Genomic DNA, 20,739 nt, shown 5'->3' with positions numbered 1-20,739 from the left:
CGCCGCGCAGTTCCAGCGCTGCCGTCGGCGCCTCATCGGAGGCTGCCGATGCTGCTGGCCGCCACGGCGGCGGTTGCTGCGGCGGTCGCGACGAGCGCCGCCTGCGCGCACGGCGTGTCCGATGGCGACAAGTCGTTCATCGAGTCCAACCCCGGCATCAACATCATTCCGTACATCTACCTCGGCGCCAAGCACATGGTCACGGGGTACGACCACCTGCTGTTCCTGTTCGGCGTGATCTTCTTCCTGTACCGGTTGAAGGACGTGGGCACGTACGTGACGCTGTTCGCCATCGGCCACAGCACGACATTGCTGGCGGGCGTGCTGGGCAACGTGCACGCCAACGCATTCGTCATCGACGCCATCATCGGCCTGTCGGTCGTCTACAAGGCGCTCGACAACCTGGGCGGCCTCAAGCGCCTGCTCGGCTTCGAGCCCAACCAGAAGGCCGCGGTGCTCATCTTCGGCCTGTTCCACGGCTTCGGCCTCGCGGCCAAGCTGCAGGAGATCTCGATCTCGCAGGACGGACTGCTGCCCAACCTCGTCAGCTTCAACGTCGGCGTGGAGATGGGGCAGTTTTTGGCCCTCGGCCTCATCCTGCTGCTGATGTCCCTCTGGCGGCAGACCGCCAGTTTCCAGCGCAGCGTCGTGCTCGCCAACGCGGCCCTGATGAGCGCGGGCTTCGTGCTGATCGGCTACCAGCTTTCGGGCTACTTCACCTCCATCTCTCCGCCATGAGCATCGCCCTCGACAACACGCCTGCAGGCCCCACCTACGAGGTCTCGCCACGCACGCTCGGCCTGGCCTGCGCGAGCGCCTTCGCCGTCGCCACCGTGGTGCTGACCCTGTTCGTGCTGCCGGCCGAACGCGGCATCGACATCACCGGGCTTGGCGCCAAACTCGGGCTGACGCAGATGCGCAGCGGCGAGGCTGACGCAACACCCGACACAACACCCGTCGCGACGACAGCCCCGAGCCCGACCTCTTCCTCTTCGCAGGCCGCCATCACCGTCGAGCCGCAGAGCCAGCAGTCCATCTCCAAGGCCACCCCCATGCGGTCGGACGAGATGACCGTGGTGCTCAAGCCGCACAGCGGCCTGGAGGTGAAGGCGGAGATGAAGACGGGCGACCACCTGATCTTCCACTGGGACGCCAACGGCCCGTTGAAGATGGACATGCACGGCGAGAAGCCCAATGACGGCGAACGCTTCACGCGCTACTGGATGCAGTCCGACCTGACGACCGCGCAAGGGTCGTTCACGGCCCCGTTCGACGGGCACCACGGCTGGTTCTGGCGCAACCGCGGCGAGAGCGATGTAACCCTCAAGATCCGGACCTCGGGCTTCTACGAGAAGCTCTACATCCCGAAGTAGACCGCCCGTTCCCCGAAGCTGCCCGGCCCGCGAATCCCGTCGCCGCCGGGCTTTTTCAATCCTCTTTCAAAGACTGCAGAGATGACCGCCTCTGAATTGACCCCACCGCCGCAACAGGCCATCGTCGACTGCGTCAACCCCCAGCGCTTCTACATCGACGGCGCGTGGCAGCAGGCCGAGGCACCAGCGTCCTTCGATGTCGTGAATCCCGCGACCGAATGCGTGCTGGGACAGATCGCGATGGGCAATGCGCACGATGTCGACCGGGCCGTGGCCGCCGCGCGGCGTGCCTTTCCCGGGTTCGCTGGCACCAGCGTCGAGGCGCGCGCCGCGCTGCTGGAGCGCATCCACGCGCTGATGCTGCAGCGGGCCGACGAACTCGCGCTCGCGCTCAGCCTGGAGATGGGGGTGGCCTGCACCTATGCGCGGGCGGCACAGGTTCCGCTCGCCGCGGAACATGTGCGTGTGGCGCGCGAAGCACTGCTCGCCTATCCCTTCCTGCAGCGCCACGGCACGACGGCTGTGGCGCGCGAAGCCATCGGCGTCTGCGGGCTCATCACGCCTTGGAACTGGCCTCTCTACCAGATCACCGCCAAGATGGCGCCAGCCATCGCCGCGGGCTGCTGCGTGGTGCTCAAACCCAGCGAGCTGTCGCCCTACAGCGCCTTGATGTTCGCCCAGCTGATGCACGACGCCGGCGTGCCGCCCGGTGTGTTCAACCTGGTCAACGGCTCGGGTCCGGAAGTTGGCGCCGCCATGGCCGAGCATCCCGGCATCGACATGATCTCGATCACCGGCTCGACGCGCGCTGGCGTCCTCGTGGCCCAGGCTGCTGCACCGACGGTCAAGCGCGTCACGCAGGAACTCGGCGGCAAGTCCCCGAACCTGATGCTGCCCGACACCGATTTCGCCCGTGCGGTGCCGCTGGGCGTGGCGGCCGCGTTCCGCAACGTCGGCCAGTCCTGCAGCGCGCCCACGCGCATGATCGTCCCGCGCAATGCGCTGCGCCAGGTGGAGGAGCTGGCTTGCCAGGCGGCAGCCGCGTTGATCGTCGGCGACCCGATGTCGCCGGACACGACCCTGGGACCGATCGCCAACCGCGCACAGTTCGAGCGCGTCCAGCAGATGATCGCCGTCGGTCTCGAGGATGGTGCTCGCCTGCTCTGCGGCGGCCTCGGCCGACCTGACGGCCTCGCTACAGGCTTCTACGCACGGCCGACCATCTTCTCGTCCGTCCGGACGCAGATGCGGATTGCGCAGGAGGAGATCTTCGGTCCAGTGCTTTGCATCCTGCCCTACGACACGGTTGAAGAGGCGATCGCCATCGCCAACGACACGGTCTATGGATTGGGCGCGCACGTCCAGGGGACCGATGTCGCCCAGGCTCGCGCCGTCGCCGGCCGGATCCGTGCCGGCCAGGTGCTGATCAATCACCCCGCCTGGGATCCGTTCGCGCCCTTCGGCGGCTACAAGCTCTCGGGCAATGGCCGCGAATACGGGCGGCACGGCCTGGAGGAATACCTGGAGACCAAGGCCATCCTCGGCTTCGGCGAGGCCTGAGCAAAAAAAGCGGCCGGTGTCCCGCAGGGCACCGGCCGCTTTCCTGCGCGATGAAGCTGCTCAGAGGTACTTCAACCACCAGATGTCCTTGCGGCGCTTCTTGAAGCCGGAGAACCAGGCGGTGGGGAAGTAGAAGGCGACGATCAAGGCGATGTACCAGAGCCACACATAGACGATGGACGAGACGCCGAACACGTCGCCATGATTGGTCCCGTAGATGGCCCTGGCGCACAGGTACAGCACGCGCAGCGTGTACAGGTGCAGCAGGTAGAAGAACATCGGCGCGCCACCGAACACCGCGAGGCGCTCGGAGACGGGGCCGCCCTGCCAGCGCTCGAAATACGCGAGCAGCACCAGGCCGATGCCCAGCGTGGGCAGCAGGAACAGCAGCGAGGGCGGGTACTTGGTCATGGCCAGGAAGCTCATCACGGTGCGCAGCTCGTCCCCGGGGACGACGAACCACGGCGTGTCACCGTAGACATTCAGCGCACGCAGCACGACGAAGCCAATGATCATGCCCAGGCCCAGGCGGATGAGCCGTCGCTGGCGCAGCTCGGCGGCCAGCTCACTGAACCACGGGCCGATGGCCCAGCCCAGGCTGATCACGCCCAGCCAGGGCAGCACCGGATAGTTGAACTTCACCGGCACGCCGGCGACGTCCATCACCACGCGGTGGTGCAGGAAACCCCAGGGCATGTAGAGCGCGCTGTCCTTGTCGACGACGACACCGTCGAGCAGGTTGTGGCCGCAGACGATCACCAGGCCGATCGCCAGGATCGCCCGGTGCGGCAGGTGGATCAGCGCGGCCAGCGCGATCATGCAAAGGCCGATGGCCCAGATCACCTGCAGGTAGACGACCGTGAACGGCAGCTCGGCCCGCCAGGAGAAGTTGACCAGCGTGAGTTCCAGAAGCACCAGGAACAAGCCCCGCTTGAGCAGGAATTCGCTGGTCTCACGCTTGGTGTGCTTCTGGCTGAACAGGTACGCCCCAAGGCCGGTGAGCGCCACGAAGATCGGCGCGCACAGCGTGCTCGTGATGCGGGTGAAGAACAGCGTGGGCGCGACGGTCGCCGCATTGACCGGATCAGTCACCGGCATGTACAGGAACCAGGTCTCGCGAATGTGATCCAGCAGCATGAAGATCATCACGAGACCGCGCAGGGCGTCGATGCTCGACAGGCGCGAGCTCATCGTCCCAACCGACCGCACCGCGGCCCTCACGCCGTTCATTGCCACTGTGGACATGCTCGAACTCCGTACCAGATTGAGCAGAAATTAGACCAGCGCAACGCTTCTCAAAATGCCGTGTTGGCGCGCCGCAGCGCAAGGTTCGTGGCGAATCGCCGGCGGTCGCCGCAACTTGCTGCGGCCGCCGCCGCCCCTCAAACAGCCAGCTCGGGCGCGTCCGTTGCCGGCAGCTCGTCCAGCCAGCCGGTACGCAATTCCGGAACCGAGCGCGACAGCAATTCGTAGTACGGGTGATGCGGCCCGCGCGCATAGTCCGCGCGCGCGATCTGCGTGAGCTTGCGGCCGCCTTGCATCACCACGATCTCATCGCACACGGCACGCACCGTGTGCATGTCGTGGCTGATGAACAGGAAGGACACGCCCAGCGTGCGGCGCAGGTCGGCGATCAGTTCCAGGATGGCGGCACCCACCACGGTGTCGAGCGCAGAGGTGACCTCGTCGCAAAGAATCAGGTCCGGCTTGGCGGCCAGTGCGCGGGCCAGGCTGACGCGTTGCTTCTGGCCGCCAGACAGGCCGCTGGGCCGGCGCTGACGCAGGGACTGCGGGAGCTTCACGAGATCGAGCAATTCGCCAATGCGCGCCTGCAGCGGCGCGCCACGCAGGCCATGGAAGAACTGCAGCGGCCGCGCCAGGATCGCCTCTATCGTGTGCGCGGGATTGAGCGCGGTGTCGGCCATCTGGAACACGATCTGGATGCGCCGCAGCTCGTCCTTCCGCCGATTGGCCAGCGTGGGCGCCAGGTAGCTGCCGTTGAACAGGATGCTGCCGCCGGAGGGCTTCACCAGCCCCGCGATGGCGCGCGCCAGCGTGGTCTTGCCGGAGCCCGATTCGCCGATCACGCCGATGGCCTGCCCACGATGCAGGCGCAGCTGGATGTCCTGCAGGATAGGCACCTGGTGCCTGCCGGCAGCGTCGAGCGGCCCGTAGCCTGCGGCCAGGTCACGCACCTCGAGCAGCAGCTCGGTTTCGCCGCGCGCAGGCGCGACTTCCTGCACTTCGGGCCGGGCTGCCGCCAGCAGGCGACGGGTGTAGTCGTCCTGCGGAGCAGTGATGACGCGGTTCGTGCCGCCCCACTCCCGCATGCGGCCCTCGCGCAGCACGAGGATGTGGTCGGCCATCTGCGCCACCACCGCGAGGTCGTGGCTCACGTAGACGGCCGTGGCTCGCCGCTCACGGACCACGCGCCGGAAGGCCCGCAGCACTTCGATCTGCGTGGTGACGTCGAGCGCCGTGGTGGGCTCGTCCAGGATGATCAGGTCAGGGTCCGTGATCAGCGCCATCGCCGCCATGATGCGCTGCAGCTGGCCGCCGGAGACCTGATGCGGGTAGCGCTCGCCAATGTGATCCGGGTCGGGCAAGGCCAGCTCATGGAACAGCGCGAGCGCCTTGGCCTTTGCCGCCGCAGGCGACATGAGGCCGTGGATGCGCGCCGGCTCTGTCACCTGGTCGATCAGCGTGCGCGATGGGTCGAAGGACTGGGCCGCGCTCTGCGCCACATAGGCCACCGTGCGGCCGCGCAGGCGGCGCTGTCCCTCGCCATCGAGCGACAGGACGTCCACGCCACCGATGTCGACCGTCCCTGCGGCAATGCGGCATCCCTCGCGGGCATAGCCCATCAGCGCCAGCGCGGTGGTGGTCTTGCCGGAGCCGGACTCGCCGATCAGGGCCAGCACCTCGCCCGGCTTCACCGCGAAGCTGAGGTCGTGGACGATCACCTGCCCGGCATCGCCCTCGCCCGCGACGATGCGCAGGCCCTGCACTGAAACGGAAGCTCCCATGTTTTCGCTCACTCCGACCGGCGGTGCGAGCCGCCCAAGGCGTCGATCGCGAGGTTGACGGCAATGGTCAGGCTGGCAATGGCCAGGGCCGGGGCGATGATGGCCGGCGCCGCCTCGGACAGGCCACCGATGTTCTCGCGCACCAGCGAGCCCCAGTCCGCGTCAGGCGGCTGAATGCCCACGCCCAGGAAACTCATGCCGGCCAGCAGCAGCACCACGTAGACAAAACGCAGCCCCAGGTCGGACAGCATGGGCCCGGCGATGTTGGGCAGGATCTCGCGGCGCATCACGTACCAGGTTCCCTCGCCCCGCGTGCGGGCCACGGTGACGTAGTCCATCGCGCCGATGTTGACCGCCAGCGCCCGCGCGATGCGGTAGGCGCCCGGCGCGTAGACGATGGCGGCGATCAGCACCAGCATGGACACGGACGCTCCGAACGCCGCGACCATCAGCAGCGCGAACATCTTGCTCGGGACCGAGACCAGGGTGTCGAGCGAGCGGCTGATCAGGGCGTCGATCATGCCGCCCCGGGCAGCCGCCAGCAGCGCCAGCGTGGTACCGGCAACGCTGGCGCACAGCGTGGCAGCCAGCGCCACGCCCACCGTGTAGCGCGCGCCCTCGACGATGCGGCTGAGCACGTCGCGCCCCAGGTAGTCGGTGCCCAGCCAATGGGCGCCCCCCATCGGCGCGAAGACCGCGGCGTCGCTCATGTCGCCCGAGTCCGCCGCCAGCATCCATGGGCCGAACACGGCCGCCGCCATCCACAGAAAGATGACGGCCAGGCCGATCACGCCGGCAGCAGGAATGCGCCAATGCCGCTCGGGCGGCGTGCCGGCGGCGGCGGCCGCGGCGGACTGCAAGCAGGCGGCTGGAGCGGGACTCGAGGGCTTGTTCATGGGTGGCGCAGGCGGGGATTGGAGAGGATGCCGAAGATGTCGGCCGCGGTCACCAGCATCAGGTAGGCGGCGCAGAACAGCATGGCGCATGCCTGCACCAGCGGCATGTCGCGCTGGGTCACGCCTTCGATCATCAGCTTGGCCACGCCGGGATAGTTGAAGATGGTCTCGACGATGATCACTCCGCCCAGCAGGTACGACAGGCTCAGCGCGACCGCGTTGGCGATCGGGCCGACGGCGTTGGGCAGCGCGTGCGCCAGCACCATGCGGCTGCGCCTGGCGCCCTTGAGCAGCACCATTTCGATGTAGGGCGCACGCAGCTGGTCGATGACGGCAGCGCGCGTCATCCGCATCATCTGCGCCACGATCACGCAGCACAGGCAGAGAACGGGGAGTGCATACGCCTTGAGCAGTTGCCCCACCGACGCGATGTCGTTCACATACGAGAGGGCCGGGAGCCATTTCAGCTCCACGGCGAAGACCAGCACGGCCAGGGTCGCGACCAGGAACTCCGGCACCGACACCACCGCGACGGCGCCGACGGTCACGACGCGATCAAACCACGTTCCCCGCCAGACCGCGGAAGCGATGCCCAGGCCGAGCGCCAGCGGCACCGAGATGGCCGCGGTGATGAGCGCCAGCAGCAGCGAATTGGGCAGGCGCTCGCCGATCATCTCGGCCACACCTTGCCCGCTGACCAGCGACTGGCCCGGTGCGCCCTTGAGCATGCCCAGCAACCAGTGCCCATACCGCTCGGGCCCGGACTGCGTCAGCCCCATCTCCAGGCGCAGGGCGGCCAGCGTCTCGGGCGTGGCCTCCTGCCCTAGCTGCTGCTGCGCGGCGTCGCCAGGCAGCAGCACGGTGATCGCGAAGACGATGACCGAGACCGCGAGCAAGGACAGCAGCGCCGTGCCGACTCGCTGGGCAATGAGGCGGGCGAGGAGGAGATTCATGATGCGCACGAGGCCTGAAGCCCTCAGGCCGCGAGCCAGAGGTGCTCGGCGAACGCGGTGCCCATCATCCCGCCAAGCGGCATGGGCACGAAGCCGCGCACCTTGGACGAGTGAGCGTCCAGGCTGGAGATGAACAGCGGAATGCCCACGCCACCCTGCTCGTGCACCAGCACCTGCATGTCGCCGTACAGGCTCTTGCGCCTGGCCTCGTCTGCCTCGCCGCGCGCCGCCAGCAGAAGCTGGTCGAACTGCTCGCTCTTCCAGCCGGACTCGTTCCAGGTCGCGTCGGACTTGAAGAACTGCGTGAAGAGGATGTCCGCCGTTGCACGCGGGTTGGTGTTGCCAAAGCCGATGGGGCTCTTCATCCAATGGTTCGACCAGTAGCCGTCGGCCGGCATGCGCTTGACCTCGAGATTCAGGCCGATCTGGCGCGCCGTCTGCTGCAGCACCAGCGCCATCTCGACCGAATAGGTGGCCGCAGGAGACGCGACGATGGGAATGGCGCCGCTGCCCAGGCCGGACTTGCGCAAGTGGAACTTCGCCTTGTCGAGGTCGAACGCGCGCTGCGGCAGCGCGGCGTTGAAATAGCGGTTGGTCGGGTCGATGGGCTGGTCGTTGCCGATGGCCGCGTTGCCCAAGGCGATCGACTTGCGCATCTGCTCCCGATTGAACAGGTGCTTCATCGCCAGCACGAAATCCGGATTGCTGCCCGGTCCATTGTCCCGGCGCATGACCAGGTCGCTGTACTGCCCCGACGGCGCGACGAACACGCCGTAGCCAGGCGTCTGGCCGATGCGCTGGCTGGAACGCGGATCGACGGCAGCCACGAGGTCCAGGCCGCCCGACAGCAAGGCGTTGACGCGAGCCGATTCGTCGCCGATGCCGACATATTCGATCTCGTCGAGGTACGGGCGATCAGGCCGCCAGTACGACTCGTTGCGCACCGCCAGCGAGCGACCGCCCGGCTTGAATTCCTTGCACTTGAACGGTCCTGTGCCGATGCCCTTGCTGAAGTCGGTCGTGCCATCGGGCACGACCTTGAAATGGTAGGTGCCAAGAATGGCCGGGAAGTCGGCGTTCGCGGTCTTCAGCCGGACCTGCACTTCGTTCGGCCCGCTCTGGCGCACTTCTTCGATCTCGTCGGCAAGCGTCTTCGCGCGCGACGCGACCGCGGGATCCTTGTGGCGGTTCAGCGAGAACACGACGTCGGCCGGCGTCAGTGCCCTGCCGTCGTGGAACTGCACACCCTTGCGCAGCTTGAAGGTCCACAGCGTGGCCTTCTGGTGCGAGAACGATTCCGCCAGGGCGGGCTGCGCGACGAGCGCGTTGTCCAGCACCGTCAGGCCGTTGTAGAACATGTTGCACCGGATGTAGTCCGACTGGCTTGCCTGTCGTGCTGGATCCAGCGTGTCGTTGATCGACGAAGACGCTCCTGCGACGCGCAGTCGTCCGCCGCGCCGCGGCGTCTCGGCCTGAGCCGTGGTGGCCCACCCAGCAGCCGTGGTCGCCAGCGCCACCTGCATGCCGCCGCCCATCAGCATCGCCAGCAGGTCCCGGCGCGTCGCGCCACGCCGGAGGGCGTCGAGCAGGCGCGAACTGTCTTCGGAACCGATCAGGTCCTGCGGCGGAGCAATGGGCTTGTTCACGATGCGATTTCCTTCGACTGATTTCAGGTCAACGATTCGTCAGGTCGGCCGCGCGCGTCAGCGCAGCGCGTCCTTCAGCTTGAAATAGGCACCCACCAACGGCAGGAACCACGGCGGCCCGAAGTGCCCCGGGATGGCCGGCCACGCCAGGTCGCGCCACGGGTTGGCAGCGGAATCGCCCGCCATCACGTCGGCCATGCACTGCCCCATGTGCACGGACATCTGCGTGCCGTGCCCGCTGTAGCCCATCGCGTAGTACAGACCCCGATGCTCGCCGGCGTGCGGCAGCCGGTCGCGGCTCATGTCGACCATGCCGCCCCAGCAGTAGTCGATGCGCGTCTTCGACAGTTGCGGGAACACCCAGGTCATGGCCTCGCGCAGGATGTGGCCACTCTTCGCGTCCGAGTTGGGGCTGGACATCGCAAAGCGCGCACGGCCGCCGAAGACGAGCCGATCATCGGGCGTGAGGCGGAAATAGTTGTGGATGTGCGCTGCCGTTGTGTAAGTGCGGATGCCCGGCAGAATGCGACGCGCGAGTTCATGCCCCAGCGGCTCGGTCACGATGATGAAGCTGCCGATCGGCACGATCCGACGGCGCCAGAAGCCGAACGACGGATAGCTGCCATGCATCGTGGCACCGGTGGCGACCAGCACCTGATCGGCCTCGACCACGCCACGGTCCGTGTGCAGCCTGTGCACCTGCCCGCGCACCCGCTCCAGGCGGCGCACTTCGGTCTGCGCATGCAACTCGGCACCATGACGCTCTGCCGCTTGCGCGAGGCCAGCGCCGAAGCGACCCATGTGCATCTGCGCGCTGCGCTTTTGCAGCAGCCCGCCCACGAAGCGCTCGCTCTGGATCTCGTCGCGGATCGCTGCGGCATCCAGCAACTCGACGTCGCAATCCACTTCGCGGTGCAGGCGGTCGAAGCCTCTGGCCAGGGTGTCGTAATCGGAAGCGCGTGCGGCCAATTTGAGCTTGCCGTTCCGCAGGAAATTGCAATCGATGCGCTCTTCCCGCACGATGCGTGCCACCGAGTCGACCGCTGCGTCGTAGGCGCGATACCAGGCGCTCGCGCGCTCGGTGCCGACGCTTGCCGCCAGCGTGGCGTAGTCGACAGCGAGCCCGTTGTTGACATGGCCACCGTTGCGCCCCGAAGCCTCGCCCGCCATCGCGCCGGCCTCCAGCACCACCACGCGCGCGCCGCGCCTGCCAAGGGCCACCGCTGCGGACAGGCCCGTGAAGCCGCCACCCACGATCGCCACGTCGGCGCGCGCGGGCAAGGGCTTTTCCAGCACGGAATGCGCGGTTGCGGTGGCCGTCCAGTAGGAGTCCAGCTTCATGCGTTGGGAAGATGTGGTTGAGGGTCTGGCAACGAAGAAATTGGAGCACGCAGCCCGTAGGAGGTTGTGGCGATTGCCGCAGCGAGCCAGGTGAAAACTGCTGAATGTGACGGCCCGCTCGGCATGCTGTGCATGCGCGTCCCCCGAACGGCGCACCGCGCACCAAGATGCCCCGCAGAACATGCTGAGGCACCTTTTTGATGCTCTCCGCGAGTCCGGGCAGCATTTCGTGCCGTGGTCCTTCTGCCAGCGTGGGCGCCAAGAATCTCCTAGATTCCTGTCACCCGTTGTGCGAGAAACCATGCTCAATGAAAAATGCGGGAGTTCTTCTTGTCGCTGCGCACATTCCCATCGCCCGCGGTCGCTGACGGCGTCCTGATGCGGCCGCTTCACGTCGACGACCTGGATGCGGCGCACGCCCTGTCCGTCGAAGTGCAGTGGCCACATCGCTCCATGGACTGGCACATCGCGTCCACGCTCGGGCAGGGATTCGTCGCCGAGCGCGACGGCCAGGTCATCGGCACCGGCATGCGCTGGAAGTGGGGCGAGCGCCACGCGACGCTTGGCATGATCATCGTCACGCAGCGGTACCAGGGTCAGCGCATCGGAACGCGCATCATGCAGACCCTGCTCGAGGGCCTCGAGGACCGTGATGTCTCGCTGCACGCGACCACAGAGGGGCTGGGCCTCTACGAGCGCTCGGGCTTCGTCAGCACTGGAGACGTGCGCCAGCACCAGGGGATCGCCTCCCCGGCGCCGCTGATGAGCTTCCTGCCCGGCGAGCGGCTGCGCCCTGCGGGCCGCAACGACCCTCCGAGGCTGGCAGCACTTGACCTGCAAGCGATGGGCATGCCGCGCGAGCGCGCCTTGCGGATGCTGCTGGATCAAGGTGAGATCGTCGTGCTGGATCGGGACATGGAGGCGGTCGGCTTTGCCGTCATGCGTCGTTTCGGCCGGGGCTTGGTGATCGGGCCGGTCATCGCGCCCGATCTGCACGGCGCCAAGGCGCTGATCGCCCACTTCACGCGGCTCGCTGCAGGCAAGTTCCTGCGCGTGGACGTGCGGGCGAACGGGGAACTGATCGAGTGGGTCGAAGGCTTGGGCCTGCGGCGGGTGGCCATGGCCATCCCCATGACCAAAGGCGCAGTGGCGGCCTCCGGTGCCATCCGGTCATTTGCCCTGCTGAGCCAGTCGCTCGGCTGAGGCCGCAAGGCACGATCTGCCGCCGCTGTCGCCATAACGATTTCCTCCAGCGGTTTTCCCGCGCATTGCCGCAGCACAAGCTGCGGTGGTCGACCTACGATCCTTGCATCCCTTCAAAAGGCGTGCAGCATGTCGGCCCTCGCTTCCAGTTCCCACCTGTCCCTTCCCCAAACCAGCGCCCTTGAGCTCGATCGCGAGCACCTGATCCACCCTGTTTCGTCCTGGCGTGCACACGAGAAGCGAGGTGCCACGCTGCTGCAATCCGGCAAGGGCGCCTGGTTGCGAGACACCGAAGGACACGAACTGCTGGACGCGTTCGCGGGCCTGTGGTGCGTGAACGCCGGCTACGGACAGGAATCGGTCGTGCAGGCCGCGACCGAGCAGATGCGCAAGCTGCCGTATGCCACCGGGTACTTTCATTTCGGCAGCGAACCCGCTGCGCGCCTGGCGGCCAAGCTGGTCGACCTCGCGCCACCGTCGCTCCAGCACGTGTACTTCACGCTGAGCGGCTCCGACGCGGTCGAGGCCGCCGTGAGGCTCATCGCGCAGTACAACCATGCCCGCGGCCAGACGCAGCGCCGGCACTTCATTTCGCTGGAGCGCGGCTACCACGGCTCGTCGTTCTTCGGCGCGGGCCTCACGGCGCTGCCGGCCTTCCATCGCGGCTTCGGCCTGCCACTGCCGGAACAGCACTACATCGCCTCGCCATACGCCTACCGCAGTGCGGTGGGCAGCGATCCGCTGGCCATCATCAGCGCATCCGTGGCGGAACTGCGCGCCACGGTGCAGCAGATCGGCCAGGACAAGGTGGCCGCCTTCTTCTGCGAGCCGGTGCAGGGCTCGGGCGGCGTGATCGTGCCGCCCGAGGGCTGGCTCAAGGCCATGCGCCAGGCATGCCGCGAACTGGGCATCCTCTTCGTGGCCGACGAGGTCATCACGGGCTTCGGCAGGACGGGGCCGATGTTCGCCTGCGAGGCCGAGGGGGTGGACCCGGACATGATGACGATGGCCAAGGGGCTGACCTCGGGCTACGTGCCCATGGGCGCGATGCTGATGTCCGACGAGATCTACCAGACCATCGCCGACGGCGCGCCCGCGGGCGTGCCGATCGGCCACGGCACGACCTACTCGGCACACCCGGTCAGCGCGGCGGTGGGCCTCGAAGTCATCCGGCTCTATGAAGAAGGCGGCCTGCTGGCCAACGGGCAAGCCATGGCGCCGCATTTCGCGCGCGTCCTGGCCAACCTGGCCGACCACCCGCTGGTGGGCGAGGCCCGCCAGCGAGGCCTGCTCGGCGCACTGGAACTGGTCAGCAACAAGCAGACGAAGGCGCGATTCGATCCTGCGCTGGGCCTTGCCGACCGGGTCTTCGCAACCGGCTATCGCAACGGGCTGGTGTTCCGGTCCTTCGGCGACAACATCCTCGGTTTCGCACCGGCGCTGTGCTTCACGGCCGAAGAGTTCGAACTGATGGCGGCACGGCTGCGCAAGACGCTGGACGATGTGCTGGATTTCGCGGACGTGCGGCGCGCGACAGCATGAAATGCTGCGAGAGGCAGGCAGGCTTATTGCTTAGTGACCTTGGACGCGCTCCTCTCCCCGCATAACCGGTGCCCCCATGACGACTGCAGCGAATCCCAAGCTTGATCGCCTTGATCTCCGGATCCTCTGCCAGCTCCAGCAGAACGGCCGCATCACGAACGTGGACCTGGCGGACGCCGTGGGCCTCTCGCCGAGCCCCTGCCTGATCCGCGTCAAGCGCCTGGAGCAGGCTGGCTACATCGCCGGCTACGGTGCCAACGTCCGCCTGGAGAAGCTGAGCGACACCCTCACCGTGTTCACCGAAGTCACGCTGGCCGATCACCGGCGCGAAGACTTCGTGCGCTTCGAGTCCAGCATCCGCAGCGTGCCCGAGATCCTCGAGTGCCACCTGGTCAGCGGCGGCTACGACTACATGCTCAAGTTCACGACGCGCGGCGTCAACCACTACCAGACGCTGATCGAGGGCCTGCTCGAGCGCAACATCGGGATCGAGAAGTATTTCAGCTTCATCGTCATCAAGTCGCCGTTCGTCAAGAACCACTACCCGATACAGCAGCTGCTCACCATGGACGAATGAGGCATGAGGCCGCCGGCACGGGCTCGGCATTGACTGCTGCGGCCGCCTGAGAAACAGCAGATTCGCCGCATCGCGCCCCCCGACGTTCAGCACATGTCGCCGTCCGAAAAAATTAAGCTTTGCGGATGTCCGACCTGCCGCTCTTCTCGCCCTCACCTCCGCCCGCCGAACCTCTGCCGGCGACCATTGCGCGGACATTGACCTACATCGCAGGCCATCTCGGTCAGCCGCTGTTGCTGGCGGAACTTGCCGCTGTCGCCGGCCTCAGCGTCTGGCGCTTCGCCACTGTGTTCCGCCAGACCATGGGCATCTCGCCGCACCAGTATGTCTGCGCACGCCGTGTCGACCAGGCCGAGTTGCTACTGCGCCAAGGCATGGCTGCAGCCAAGGTGGCCAGCGAGACCGGCTTCTACGACCAGAGCCACCTTGCCCGCCATTTCAAGAGTGCGCGCGGCCTCACGCCCGGCCAGTTCCAGGGGCTCAGCGCCCGCCGCCTGCCCGCCATGGCTGGCGGCGCTGCGGATGGCGATGCCCGCCACGCCTGCTGATCGCAGCGAGAGACCCACCATGCCACTGCAAGCAAATGACTTCCCCGCGATCGCGGACCTGATGCCGGAACTGGTGGCGATGCGCCGTGACCTGCACGCCCACCCGGAGCTGGCCTACGAAGAACGCCGCACGGCCGGCATCGTCGCCCAGGCACTGCGCCTCTTGGGCATAGAGGTCGCCGAAGGCATCGGGGGAACCGGTGTCGTGGGGACGCTGCGATGCGGAGACGGCCCCCGGACGGTCGGGCTGCGGGCGGACATGGACGCCCTGCCGATGACGGAACTCGGGCGCGCGCCCCACGCCAGCCGGCATGCCGGCGCGCACCATGGCTGCGGCCACGATGGCCATACCAGCATGCTCATCGGTGCCGCCCGCCAGCTGGCGCGCACCCGGCGCTTCGACGGCACGGTGCACTTCATCTTCCAGCCGGCGGAAGAGGGCAAAGGGGGCGCACGCCGCATGATCGAGGACGGCCTGTTCGACCGATTTCCTTGCGACAGCGTCTATGCGCTGCACAACTGGCCCGACCTGCCGCTCGGCACCGCACAGACCCGTGCCGGCCCCATCATGGCCGCTGCCGACCGCTTCGACATCACTGTTCGCGGCAAGGGCGGCCACGCAGCGCTGCCGCACCACACGCCGGATGCGATCCTGGCCGCAAGCCAGTTGGTCGGCCAGCTCAACACCATCGTCGCGCGCCGCATCGACCCGAACGAGTCCGCGGTCCTGTCCGTCACGCGCATCGCCGGCGGCCAGAGCCACAACGTGCTGCCCGCGGAGGTCGGCATCACCGGCACGGTGCGGAGTTTCGACCCGGCGACACAGGATCGCATCGAAGCCGCATTGCGCGCCGCGGCGGCCGGCCTGGCCGTGGCGCACGGCATCGAAGTCGACGTGAACTACGACCGCTACTACCCCGCCACCGTCAACTCACCCGCGCAGGCGGAGATCGCCCTGGCGGCTGCGCGCGCCGTTGGCCTGCAGGCAGACATGGCACCGCGCGGCGCCTTCACGTCCGAGGACTTCGCCTTCATGCTGCAAAACAAGCCCGGCGCCTACCTCTGGCTGGGCCAGGGACGCCCCGACCCGGGAGCCGAAGGCGAGCGCCCGCTGCACCACCCCTGCTACGACTTCAACGACGCAGCCTTGCCGCTGGGCGTTGCGTGGCTGTGCGAGGTGGCAGCGCGCGCGCTAGCGACAGCCTGACTGTCGGTTTTCGTTCGGGTCTGAAACCAGAGCCGTTGATGCGTCAGGGCTTGGCACGCAGGCGCGGGTCAAGGGCGAAGCGCTCGAACTGGATGTCGGTCACCAGGGGCAGCGCCGTCGCGACGTTGACAAGCAGATTCCACGAGTGCCCGCTCACGGCACTGGGCAGCAGCACGAACGGGTGGGCGTCGATCAACTGGTCGCCAAACTCCTGCTGGTCCTTGTTCGGGGGAATCGGGTGGAGCCAGTGCGGATTGGGCACGTGGCCCGGCTGCACGACACGGACCAGAGCCGGATCGGTGACAGTGAACGAGATGAGGTTGTGGGCGACGGTGTTCAGCACTTTGAAACCCTTGTGCACGGCCACCTCCAGGATGGCGGTGGCCGGGTCCAGGGCCGCATAGATCACGTGCTTGCCGATCGAATTCCAGCGGCCGCCGTGCGTAGCCGAGCCGATGCCGGAGTTCCAGGTGGCGGCATAGCGCGCATCCTGGAGCGTCCACCCTGCGAGGGTGCCGGTGCCGCCCAGGGACGCCGGCAGCGGGATCAAGCGTAGACCCCGTACTTCATTCGCTGCAGCAAGGTCTTGACGGCTTCGGCACCCGGCGAAGTGCTCAGCAGATCGATCGGCTTCCTGAACTCCAGACCCATCGCCTCGGTGTTCAGCCACTCGTTGGCGGCCTCCGCGCTGCCAAGCACCTCTTCTGCCATCGCGCGCACAGACTCGAGCCGGTAGATCCCGTCCGTCGTGCGCGCATCCAACAGCTTGTCTGGATCGGACTTGATGCGGTGGGCGGTTCGCGCGCTCACGCCAATGGCCTTCAGGATGGCATCGGTGGGCAGGGTATCCAACTTGGTTTCCCATATGCTGGTCAGCGCCCGGCCTGACACGCCCTTCATCACCATATCGTGGGCCATGACTCTGGAGCCCTCGAAAGCGTCGATGAACCCATCGAACACCTGGACGTTTCGCGCAGGCTTTCGGCCCGTGAGGATCTTCACGTTCGCGGCCTTCTTGCCTCGGACCCCATGGACCTTCATATCCGCAGTGGTGAGCGCATCTTCCGCGAGGGTTGCTGCTGCGGCAGTCTGGGAGGCGCCCTTCTTGGGCTTGGCGGTCGAATGTTCGCTGGACGACTTCATGCTGCTGCTCCTGCCATTTGGCAAACATCATACGCCACATGGCAAACCGCATGCCGCAGGCGAGGTTCAGTCTTCACCGAAACGAACTGCCAAAGTTCAGTATTGAGTGAAACACAGGCTCAAATTGCTGCGAGCCGCTTCAGCCCAAGGTGCTGTCGGCCTGCCTCAGGCCCCGACACCTCGTGAGAGAAGCGACGCTGACCCGCAAGCGCGCGCGATGCATCCGCTCACCAAGCCCAGGGCAGCCGCGTCCCTTGCCCGGTGGCCAATGCGGCCCGTTGAAGTTGCCGAGCCACGGTCAGGTCCTGCAAGGCCAGGCCGGTCATGTCGAAGACCGTGATGTCGGCGGGTTCGCGTTGCAGCGCCGCCTTGCCGCAGAGGAGGTCGCCCAGTTCGATGCAAGCGGCTTCGGGTAGCCACTGGCACTCACCAATCTGCCTCGCCTGGGCCAGGTCGTCCACGACGATGCGGGCGCGCGCCAGCAAGCCATCAGGCAGTTCCCGTTTGCCGCGGGTGTCCGCACCGACGCAGTTCAGGTGGGTGCCTGGCTGCACCGCGCTGACGTCAAACAAGACCTCGCGGCCAGGGGTGGCGGTGATGATCAGGTGGCTGCTGGCGACCGCCGCATTGCTGTCCGCCGCCAGCGAGATCGCACAGCGACCGGCGAACACCGCCTCGAACGCCGGGTCGCGCCTGCCGTCGCGCGTCACGTAGCGCACCTGCGTGATGCCGGGCAGCGTGTCCAGTGCGAAGTCCAGTTGGACACGCGCCTGCACCCCCGTGCCGAAGACGCAGGCCGAGGCCGTGTCGGGGCGCGCCAGCAGGCGCAGTCCCAGCGCGCCAGCGGCACCGGTTCGCGCGGTGGTGATGGCGTTGCCGTCGATGATGCAGGTGGGCCGGCCTGTGCCAGGGTCGATGAGGACCACCGTGGCCTGGTGCGGCTCGCCACCCACGGCGCGGTTGGCAGGCCAGAAGCCCGCTGCCTTGAAGCCGAGCAGGCCTTGGGACGGCACGTCGCCCGACTTGATGCCGAAGACACCGCCGGTGGGCAGCGCTTCGCGCACCACTGGGAAGACGCGGCCGAGCCGGTCGCTATGAAGCTCGAACGACTCCTGCACGGCCGCCAGCACGGCGTCCTTGGACAACAAGGCCTCCACGTGGTGCTTGTCGAGCAGGAGCAAGGTGGCGTCGCAGGGCATGGCGGTGGGCTTTCCGGAATCGAGTGGGACCTTGCGCAGGAACCGCGTCACCAGCCGTGCAGCCGGCTCCAGGGCTCGACCTGCGCGTTCTCGGAGAGCGCCTGATAGGCGGGGTACTGCGCCCCGGTCGCGCAAGCATGGTTGGGCAGGATGCGCAGCAGCGTACCGATGGGTAAGCGTTCGGCGATGTTCGGGTCGCGCTCGCCTTCGCGCGAAAGAATGCCGTGCTCCTGGTTGGCACCCGTGAGCAGATAGCCGGGCAGCACGGTCCCATCCAGGGTGCATGCCTGGCCGTAGCCGTAGTCCTTCTTCTGCTTCTGCGTGCCGCGGTCGCGGCTCATGGCCATCCAGCCTGCATCCACGATGGCCCAGCCCTTCTCCACCTGGTGGCCGATCACGGTGGCGAGCACGCTCAACGCGAGCTCGTCGGTGCTGCAAGCCCCCGCGTTTGCCATCACCAGGTCGAAGAACACATAGACGCCCGCGCGCACCTCGGTCACGCCTTCCAGATGGCGGGCGGCCAGCGCGGTCGGCGTGGAGCCGACGCTCACGATGGGGCAGCTGAAGCCGGCCGCGCGCAGCCTCTCGGCGGCATGCACACACCCCGCCCGCTCCTGTTCGGCCATGGCCTGCTGGGCGGCCGGCGTGTCGAGGTCATAACTGGAGCCGGCGTGGGTCAGCACGCCTGCGATCCGCATCCCGCCGTCCGCCAGGGCCGTCGCAACCTCCAGCAGGGCCGGCTCGTCGGGCTTGATGCCTGACCGATGTCCGTCGGTGTCGATCTCGATCAGCACGTCGAAGACTTCGCCGCGTTCGCGCCCGAAGTCCGCGATGGCGCGCGCGGAGTCGGCGTTGTCGGTGAGGATCCTGAGGTCACAGCCGCGGCGGCGCAGCGCGAGGGCCTGCGGCAGCTTGCGGGCGGTCATGCCGACGGCATAGAGGATGTCCGAGACGCCTTCGGAGAAGAAAAACTCCGCTTCCTTGAGTGTGGAGACGGTGATGCCCTTGGCGCCTGCGGCGAGCTGGGCCCGGACGACGGGCATGGACTTGCTGGTCTTCACGTGCGGACGGAAGGCCACGCCGAGTTCGTCCATGCGGCGCTGCATGCGCTCGATGTTGCGCTGCATGCGGCGGATGTCGATGACGGCGGCGGGCGTGTCGAGGTCGCTGAGATGGGCCATGCGAGTGGGCGCGTGCAACGCGGCTGATGTCGGGGACAACTTGACTCTATTGAGTTTTTGATAAGCCACGCTTAATCTTCAAATCATCAATCTTTCACTTCAATTGAATGATCCAGATCGATGACCTGCGCCTTGCCGCGACGCTGGCTGCCTCGCCTTCCCTCAGCGCGGCGGCACGCGCCCTGAACGTCACGCCGCCGGCCTTGTCGATGCGCCTGCGCAAGCTGGAGGCGGGACTGGGCATGGTGCTGGCCCTGCGCGACGCGCGCCAACTGCGCCTCACGCCCGAAGGCGAGAACTTCGCCCGCGAGGCCGCCGCCCTGCTCAAGCAGATCGAGGACCTGCCGGCACGCTTCCGCATCGACGATGGCCGGCTCACCGGCGTGCTTCGGCTGGCAGCACCCTTCGGCTATGGCCGGTGCCGCATCGCGCCCTTGATCGGCCAGTTCTCGCAGGCGCATCCCGAGCTGCAAGTCCATCTCACGCTGGGCGAGGCGCCATGGCCGGAGCGCAACGACGTGGACGCCATCGTCCACATCGGCCGGCTGCGAGACTCCTCCTGGGTCGCGCACAAGCTGGCGTCGAACGAGCGCTGGCTGTGCGCCAGTCCGGCCTACCTGGATCGCCACGGCGTCCCGTCGACGCCGCAGGACCTGCTGCGCCATCGATGCATCTGCATCCGCGAGAACGACGAGGATGCGACGCTGTGGCACTTCCACCGCCCCGCCGGCGATCCCTCCGGACGGCCTGCGGCGCGGGAGACGCTTCGCGTGCCGCAAGCCTTGCTCACCAACGACGGCACGGTGGCGCGTGGCTGGGCCGAGCAGGGACTGGGGCTGGTGTTGCGCTCGGAATGGGACGTGGCAGAGGCGATGGCCCGTGGCACGCTGGTGCGCCTGCTGCCCGACTGGCGGCTGGACAGCGCGGACGTCGTGCTGCTGCTGCCTTCGCGCAAGGGACGCCCGGCCCGACTGCAGGCGCTGCTGGCCTTCCTGACGCAGGCGCTGCGTCCCGAGGGCAACTGAGCGGTGATGTGGCCGCTAGAAATCTGCCACCTTGCCCCAGGCCGATGACCGGAAGCGGTCGGGGTGATACGGCGTCGGGTCGACCAGCGGCACACTGCCGCTGACGACATCGGCGATGAGGTGGCCCGCGCCGGGGCCAATGCCGAAGCCATGGCCACTGAAGCCGGCGGCCAGCACCAGGCCGGGCAAGGTCGCCGTCTCGCCAATGCCGGGCACGCCATCGGGCGTGCTGTCCACATAGCCGGCCCAGGCCGCGGTCATCGCACGCTCCTTGAGTGCCGGCACCAACTCGACGGCGCGCTGCAGCGTGAGGCGAACC

General features: G+C 67.4%; 20 protein-coding genes. 9 read left to right on the top strand and 11 right to left on the bottom strand.

Annotation, left to right across the window (positions count from 1 at the left end; translation table 11 throughout):
• Positions 1-48: 48 nt before the first annotated feature.
• From FKP22_RS00795 to FKP22_RS00785, 3 genes are all read left to right on the top strand, one after another.
• Positions 49-738, top strand: coding sequence for a HupE/UreJ family protein (locus tag FKP22_RS00795; protein WP_141284232.1), 690 nt, complete (start codon positions 49-51; stop codon positions 736-738).
• Positions 735-1,373, top strand: coding sequence for a hypothetical protein (locus FKP22_RS00790; protein WP_141284230.1), 639 nt, complete (start codon positions 735-737; stop codon positions 1,371-1,373). The genes FKP22_RS00795 and FKP22_RS00790 overlap by 4 nt, the downstream gene beginning before the upstream one ends.
• An 81-nt stretch (positions 1,374-1,454) precedes the next feature.
• Entirely contained in the window at positions 1,455-2,933 is a 1,479-nt protein-coding gene (locus FKP22_RS00785) for an aldehyde dehydrogenase family protein (protein WP_141284228.1), read from the top strand.
• A 60-nt stretch (positions 2,934-2,993) separates the two neighbouring features.
• Here FKP22_RS00785 and FKP22_RS00780 read toward each other — a convergent pair whose 3' ends face one another.
• From FKP22_RS00780 to FKP22_RS00755, 6 genes are all read right to left on the bottom strand, one after another.
• Positions 2,994-4,178 (bottom strand): acetyltransferase domain-containing protein, encoded by a 1,185-nt coding sequence (locus FKP22_RS00780; RefSeq protein WP_141284226.1) that lies wholly within the window; start codon positions 4,176-4,178, stop codon positions 2,994-2,996.
• 137 nt (positions 4,179-4,315) lie between these two features.
• Positions 4,316-5,959 carry an ABC transporter ATP-binding protein gene (locus FKP22_RS00775; protein ID WP_141284224.1) on the bottom strand — a complete coding sequence of 548 codons (1,644 nt, stop codon included), beginning with the start codon at positions 5,957-5,959 and terminating at the stop codon, positions 4,316-4,318.
• A gap of 8 nt (positions 5,960-5,967) precedes the next feature.
• Positions 5,968-6,855, bottom strand: coding sequence for an ABC transporter permease (locus FKP22_RS00770; RefSeq protein ID WP_141284222.1), 888 nt, complete (start codon positions 6,853-6,855; stop codon positions 5,968-5,970).
• Positions 6,852-7,808 carry an ABC transporter permease gene (locus tag FKP22_RS00765; protein ID WP_141284221.1) on the bottom strand — a complete coding sequence of 319 codons (957 nt, stop codon included), beginning with the start codon at positions 7,806-7,808 and terminating at the stop codon, positions 6,852-6,854. Before FKP22_RS00765 ends, FKP22_RS00770 begins: the two co-directional genes overlap by 4 nt.
• Before the next feature lie 23 nt (positions 7,809-7,831).
• Positions 7,832-9,349, bottom strand: coding sequence for an ABC transporter substrate-binding protein (locus FKP22_RS00760; protein WP_141284260.1), 1,518 nt, complete (start codon positions 9,347-9,349; stop codon positions 7,832-7,834).
• A gap of 162 nt (positions 9,350-9,511) precedes the next feature.
• Positions 9,512-10,795 carry an NAD(P)/FAD-dependent oxidoreductase gene (locus tag FKP22_RS00755; protein WP_141284220.1) on the bottom strand — a complete coding sequence of 428 codons (1,284 nt, stop codon included), beginning with the start codon at positions 10,793-10,795 and terminating at the stop codon, positions 9,512-9,514.
• Positions 10,796-11,110: 315 nt separating this feature from the next.
• Between FKP22_RS00755 and FKP22_RS00750 the strand changes: the two genes are divergently transcribed.
• The 5 genes from FKP22_RS00750 (at position 11,111) to FKP22_RS00730 (ending at position 15,872) form a co-directional block, all read left to right on the top strand.
• Positions 11,111-11,998, top strand: coding sequence for a GNAT family N-acetyltransferase (locus FKP22_RS00750; protein WP_141284219.1), 888 nt, complete (start codon positions 11,111-11,113; stop codon positions 11,996-11,998).
• Positions 11,999-12,127: 129 nt separating this feature from the next.
• Entirely contained in the window at positions 12,128-13,540 is a 1,413-nt protein-coding gene (locus FKP22_RS00745; protein ID WP_141284218.1) for an aspartate aminotransferase family protein, read from the top strand.
• Between the two features lie 76 nt (positions 13,541-13,616).
• The gene (locus FKP22_RS00740) at positions 13,617-14,117 is read left to right on the top strand and encodes an Lrp/AsnC family transcriptional regulator (RefSeq protein WP_141284217.1); all 501 of its coding nucleotides are present in this window, start codon (positions 13,617-13,619) and stop codon (positions 14,115-14,117) included.
• Between the two features lie 125 nt (positions 14,118-14,242).
• Positions 14,243-14,665, top strand: coding sequence for a helix-turn-helix transcriptional regulator (locus FKP22_RS00735; RefSeq protein WP_141284216.1), 423 nt, complete (start codon positions 14,243-14,245; stop codon positions 14,663-14,665).
• Between the two features lie 19 nt (positions 14,666-14,684).
• Positions 14,685-15,872 (top strand): amidohydrolase, encoded by a 1,188-nt coding sequence (locus tag FKP22_RS00730; protein ID WP_141284215.1) that lies wholly within the window; start codon positions 14,685-14,687, stop codon positions 15,870-15,872.
• A 43-nt stretch (positions 15,873-15,915) separates the two neighbouring features.
• Here FKP22_RS00730 and FKP22_RS00725 read toward each other — a convergent pair whose 3' ends face one another.
• From FKP22_RS00725 to FKP22_RS00710, 4 genes are all read right to left on the bottom strand, one after another.
• Positions 15,916-16,422 (bottom strand): RES family NAD+ phosphorylase, encoded by a 507-nt coding sequence (locus tag FKP22_RS00725; protein ID WP_141284214.1) that lies wholly within the window; start codon positions 16,420-16,422, stop codon positions 15,916-15,918.
• The gene (locus tag FKP22_RS00720; protein WP_141284213.1) at positions 16,419-17,015 is read right to left on the bottom strand and encodes an Xre family toxin-antitoxin system antitoxin; all 597 of its coding nucleotides are present in this window, start codon (positions 17,013-17,015) and stop codon (positions 16,419-16,421) included. The genes FKP22_RS00725 and FKP22_RS00720 overlap by 4 nt, the downstream gene beginning before the upstream one ends.
• Positions 17,016-17,242: 227 nt before the next feature.
• The gene (locus FKP22_RS00715) at positions 17,243-18,214 is read right to left on the bottom strand and encodes an ornithine cyclodeaminase family protein (protein WP_141284211.1); all 972 of its coding nucleotides are present in this window, start codon (positions 18,212-18,214) and stop codon (positions 17,243-17,245) included.
• 47 nt (positions 18,215-18,261) lie between these two features.
• Positions 18,262-19,395 (bottom strand): DSD1 family PLP-dependent enzyme, encoded by a 1,134-nt coding sequence (locus FKP22_RS00710; RefSeq protein WP_141284209.1) that lies wholly within the window; start codon positions 19,393-19,395, stop codon positions 18,262-18,264.
• Between the two features lie 107 nt (positions 19,396-19,502).
• On the opposite strand from FKP22_RS00710, the gene FKP22_RS00705 reads away from it, so the two are divergent.
• Positions 19,503-20,420, top strand: a complete 918-nt coding sequence (locus FKP22_RS00705) for a LysR substrate-binding domain-containing protein (protein ID WP_141284207.1) — start codon at positions 19,503-19,505, stop codon at positions 20,418-20,420.
• 15 nt (positions 20,421-20,435) lie between these two features.
• On the opposite strand, the gene FKP22_RS00700 is transcribed toward FKP22_RS00705, so the two are convergent.
• A partial coding sequence (locus tag FKP22_RS00700) for an NAD(P)/FAD-dependent oxidoreductase (RefSeq protein WP_141284205.1) occupies positions 20,436-20,739 on the bottom strand: 304 nt, incomplete at its 5' end.

Origin of the sequence: Ideonella azotifigens, from assembly GCF_006519715.1 — a bacterium.
Lineage (GTDB): Bacteria > Pseudomonadota > Gammaproteobacteria > Burkholderiales > Burkholderiaceae_C > Ideonella > Ideonella azotifigens.
The sequence above is the reverse complement of the archived record's forward strand: the minus strand, read 5'-3'. Positions and strand labels throughout refer to the sequence as shown.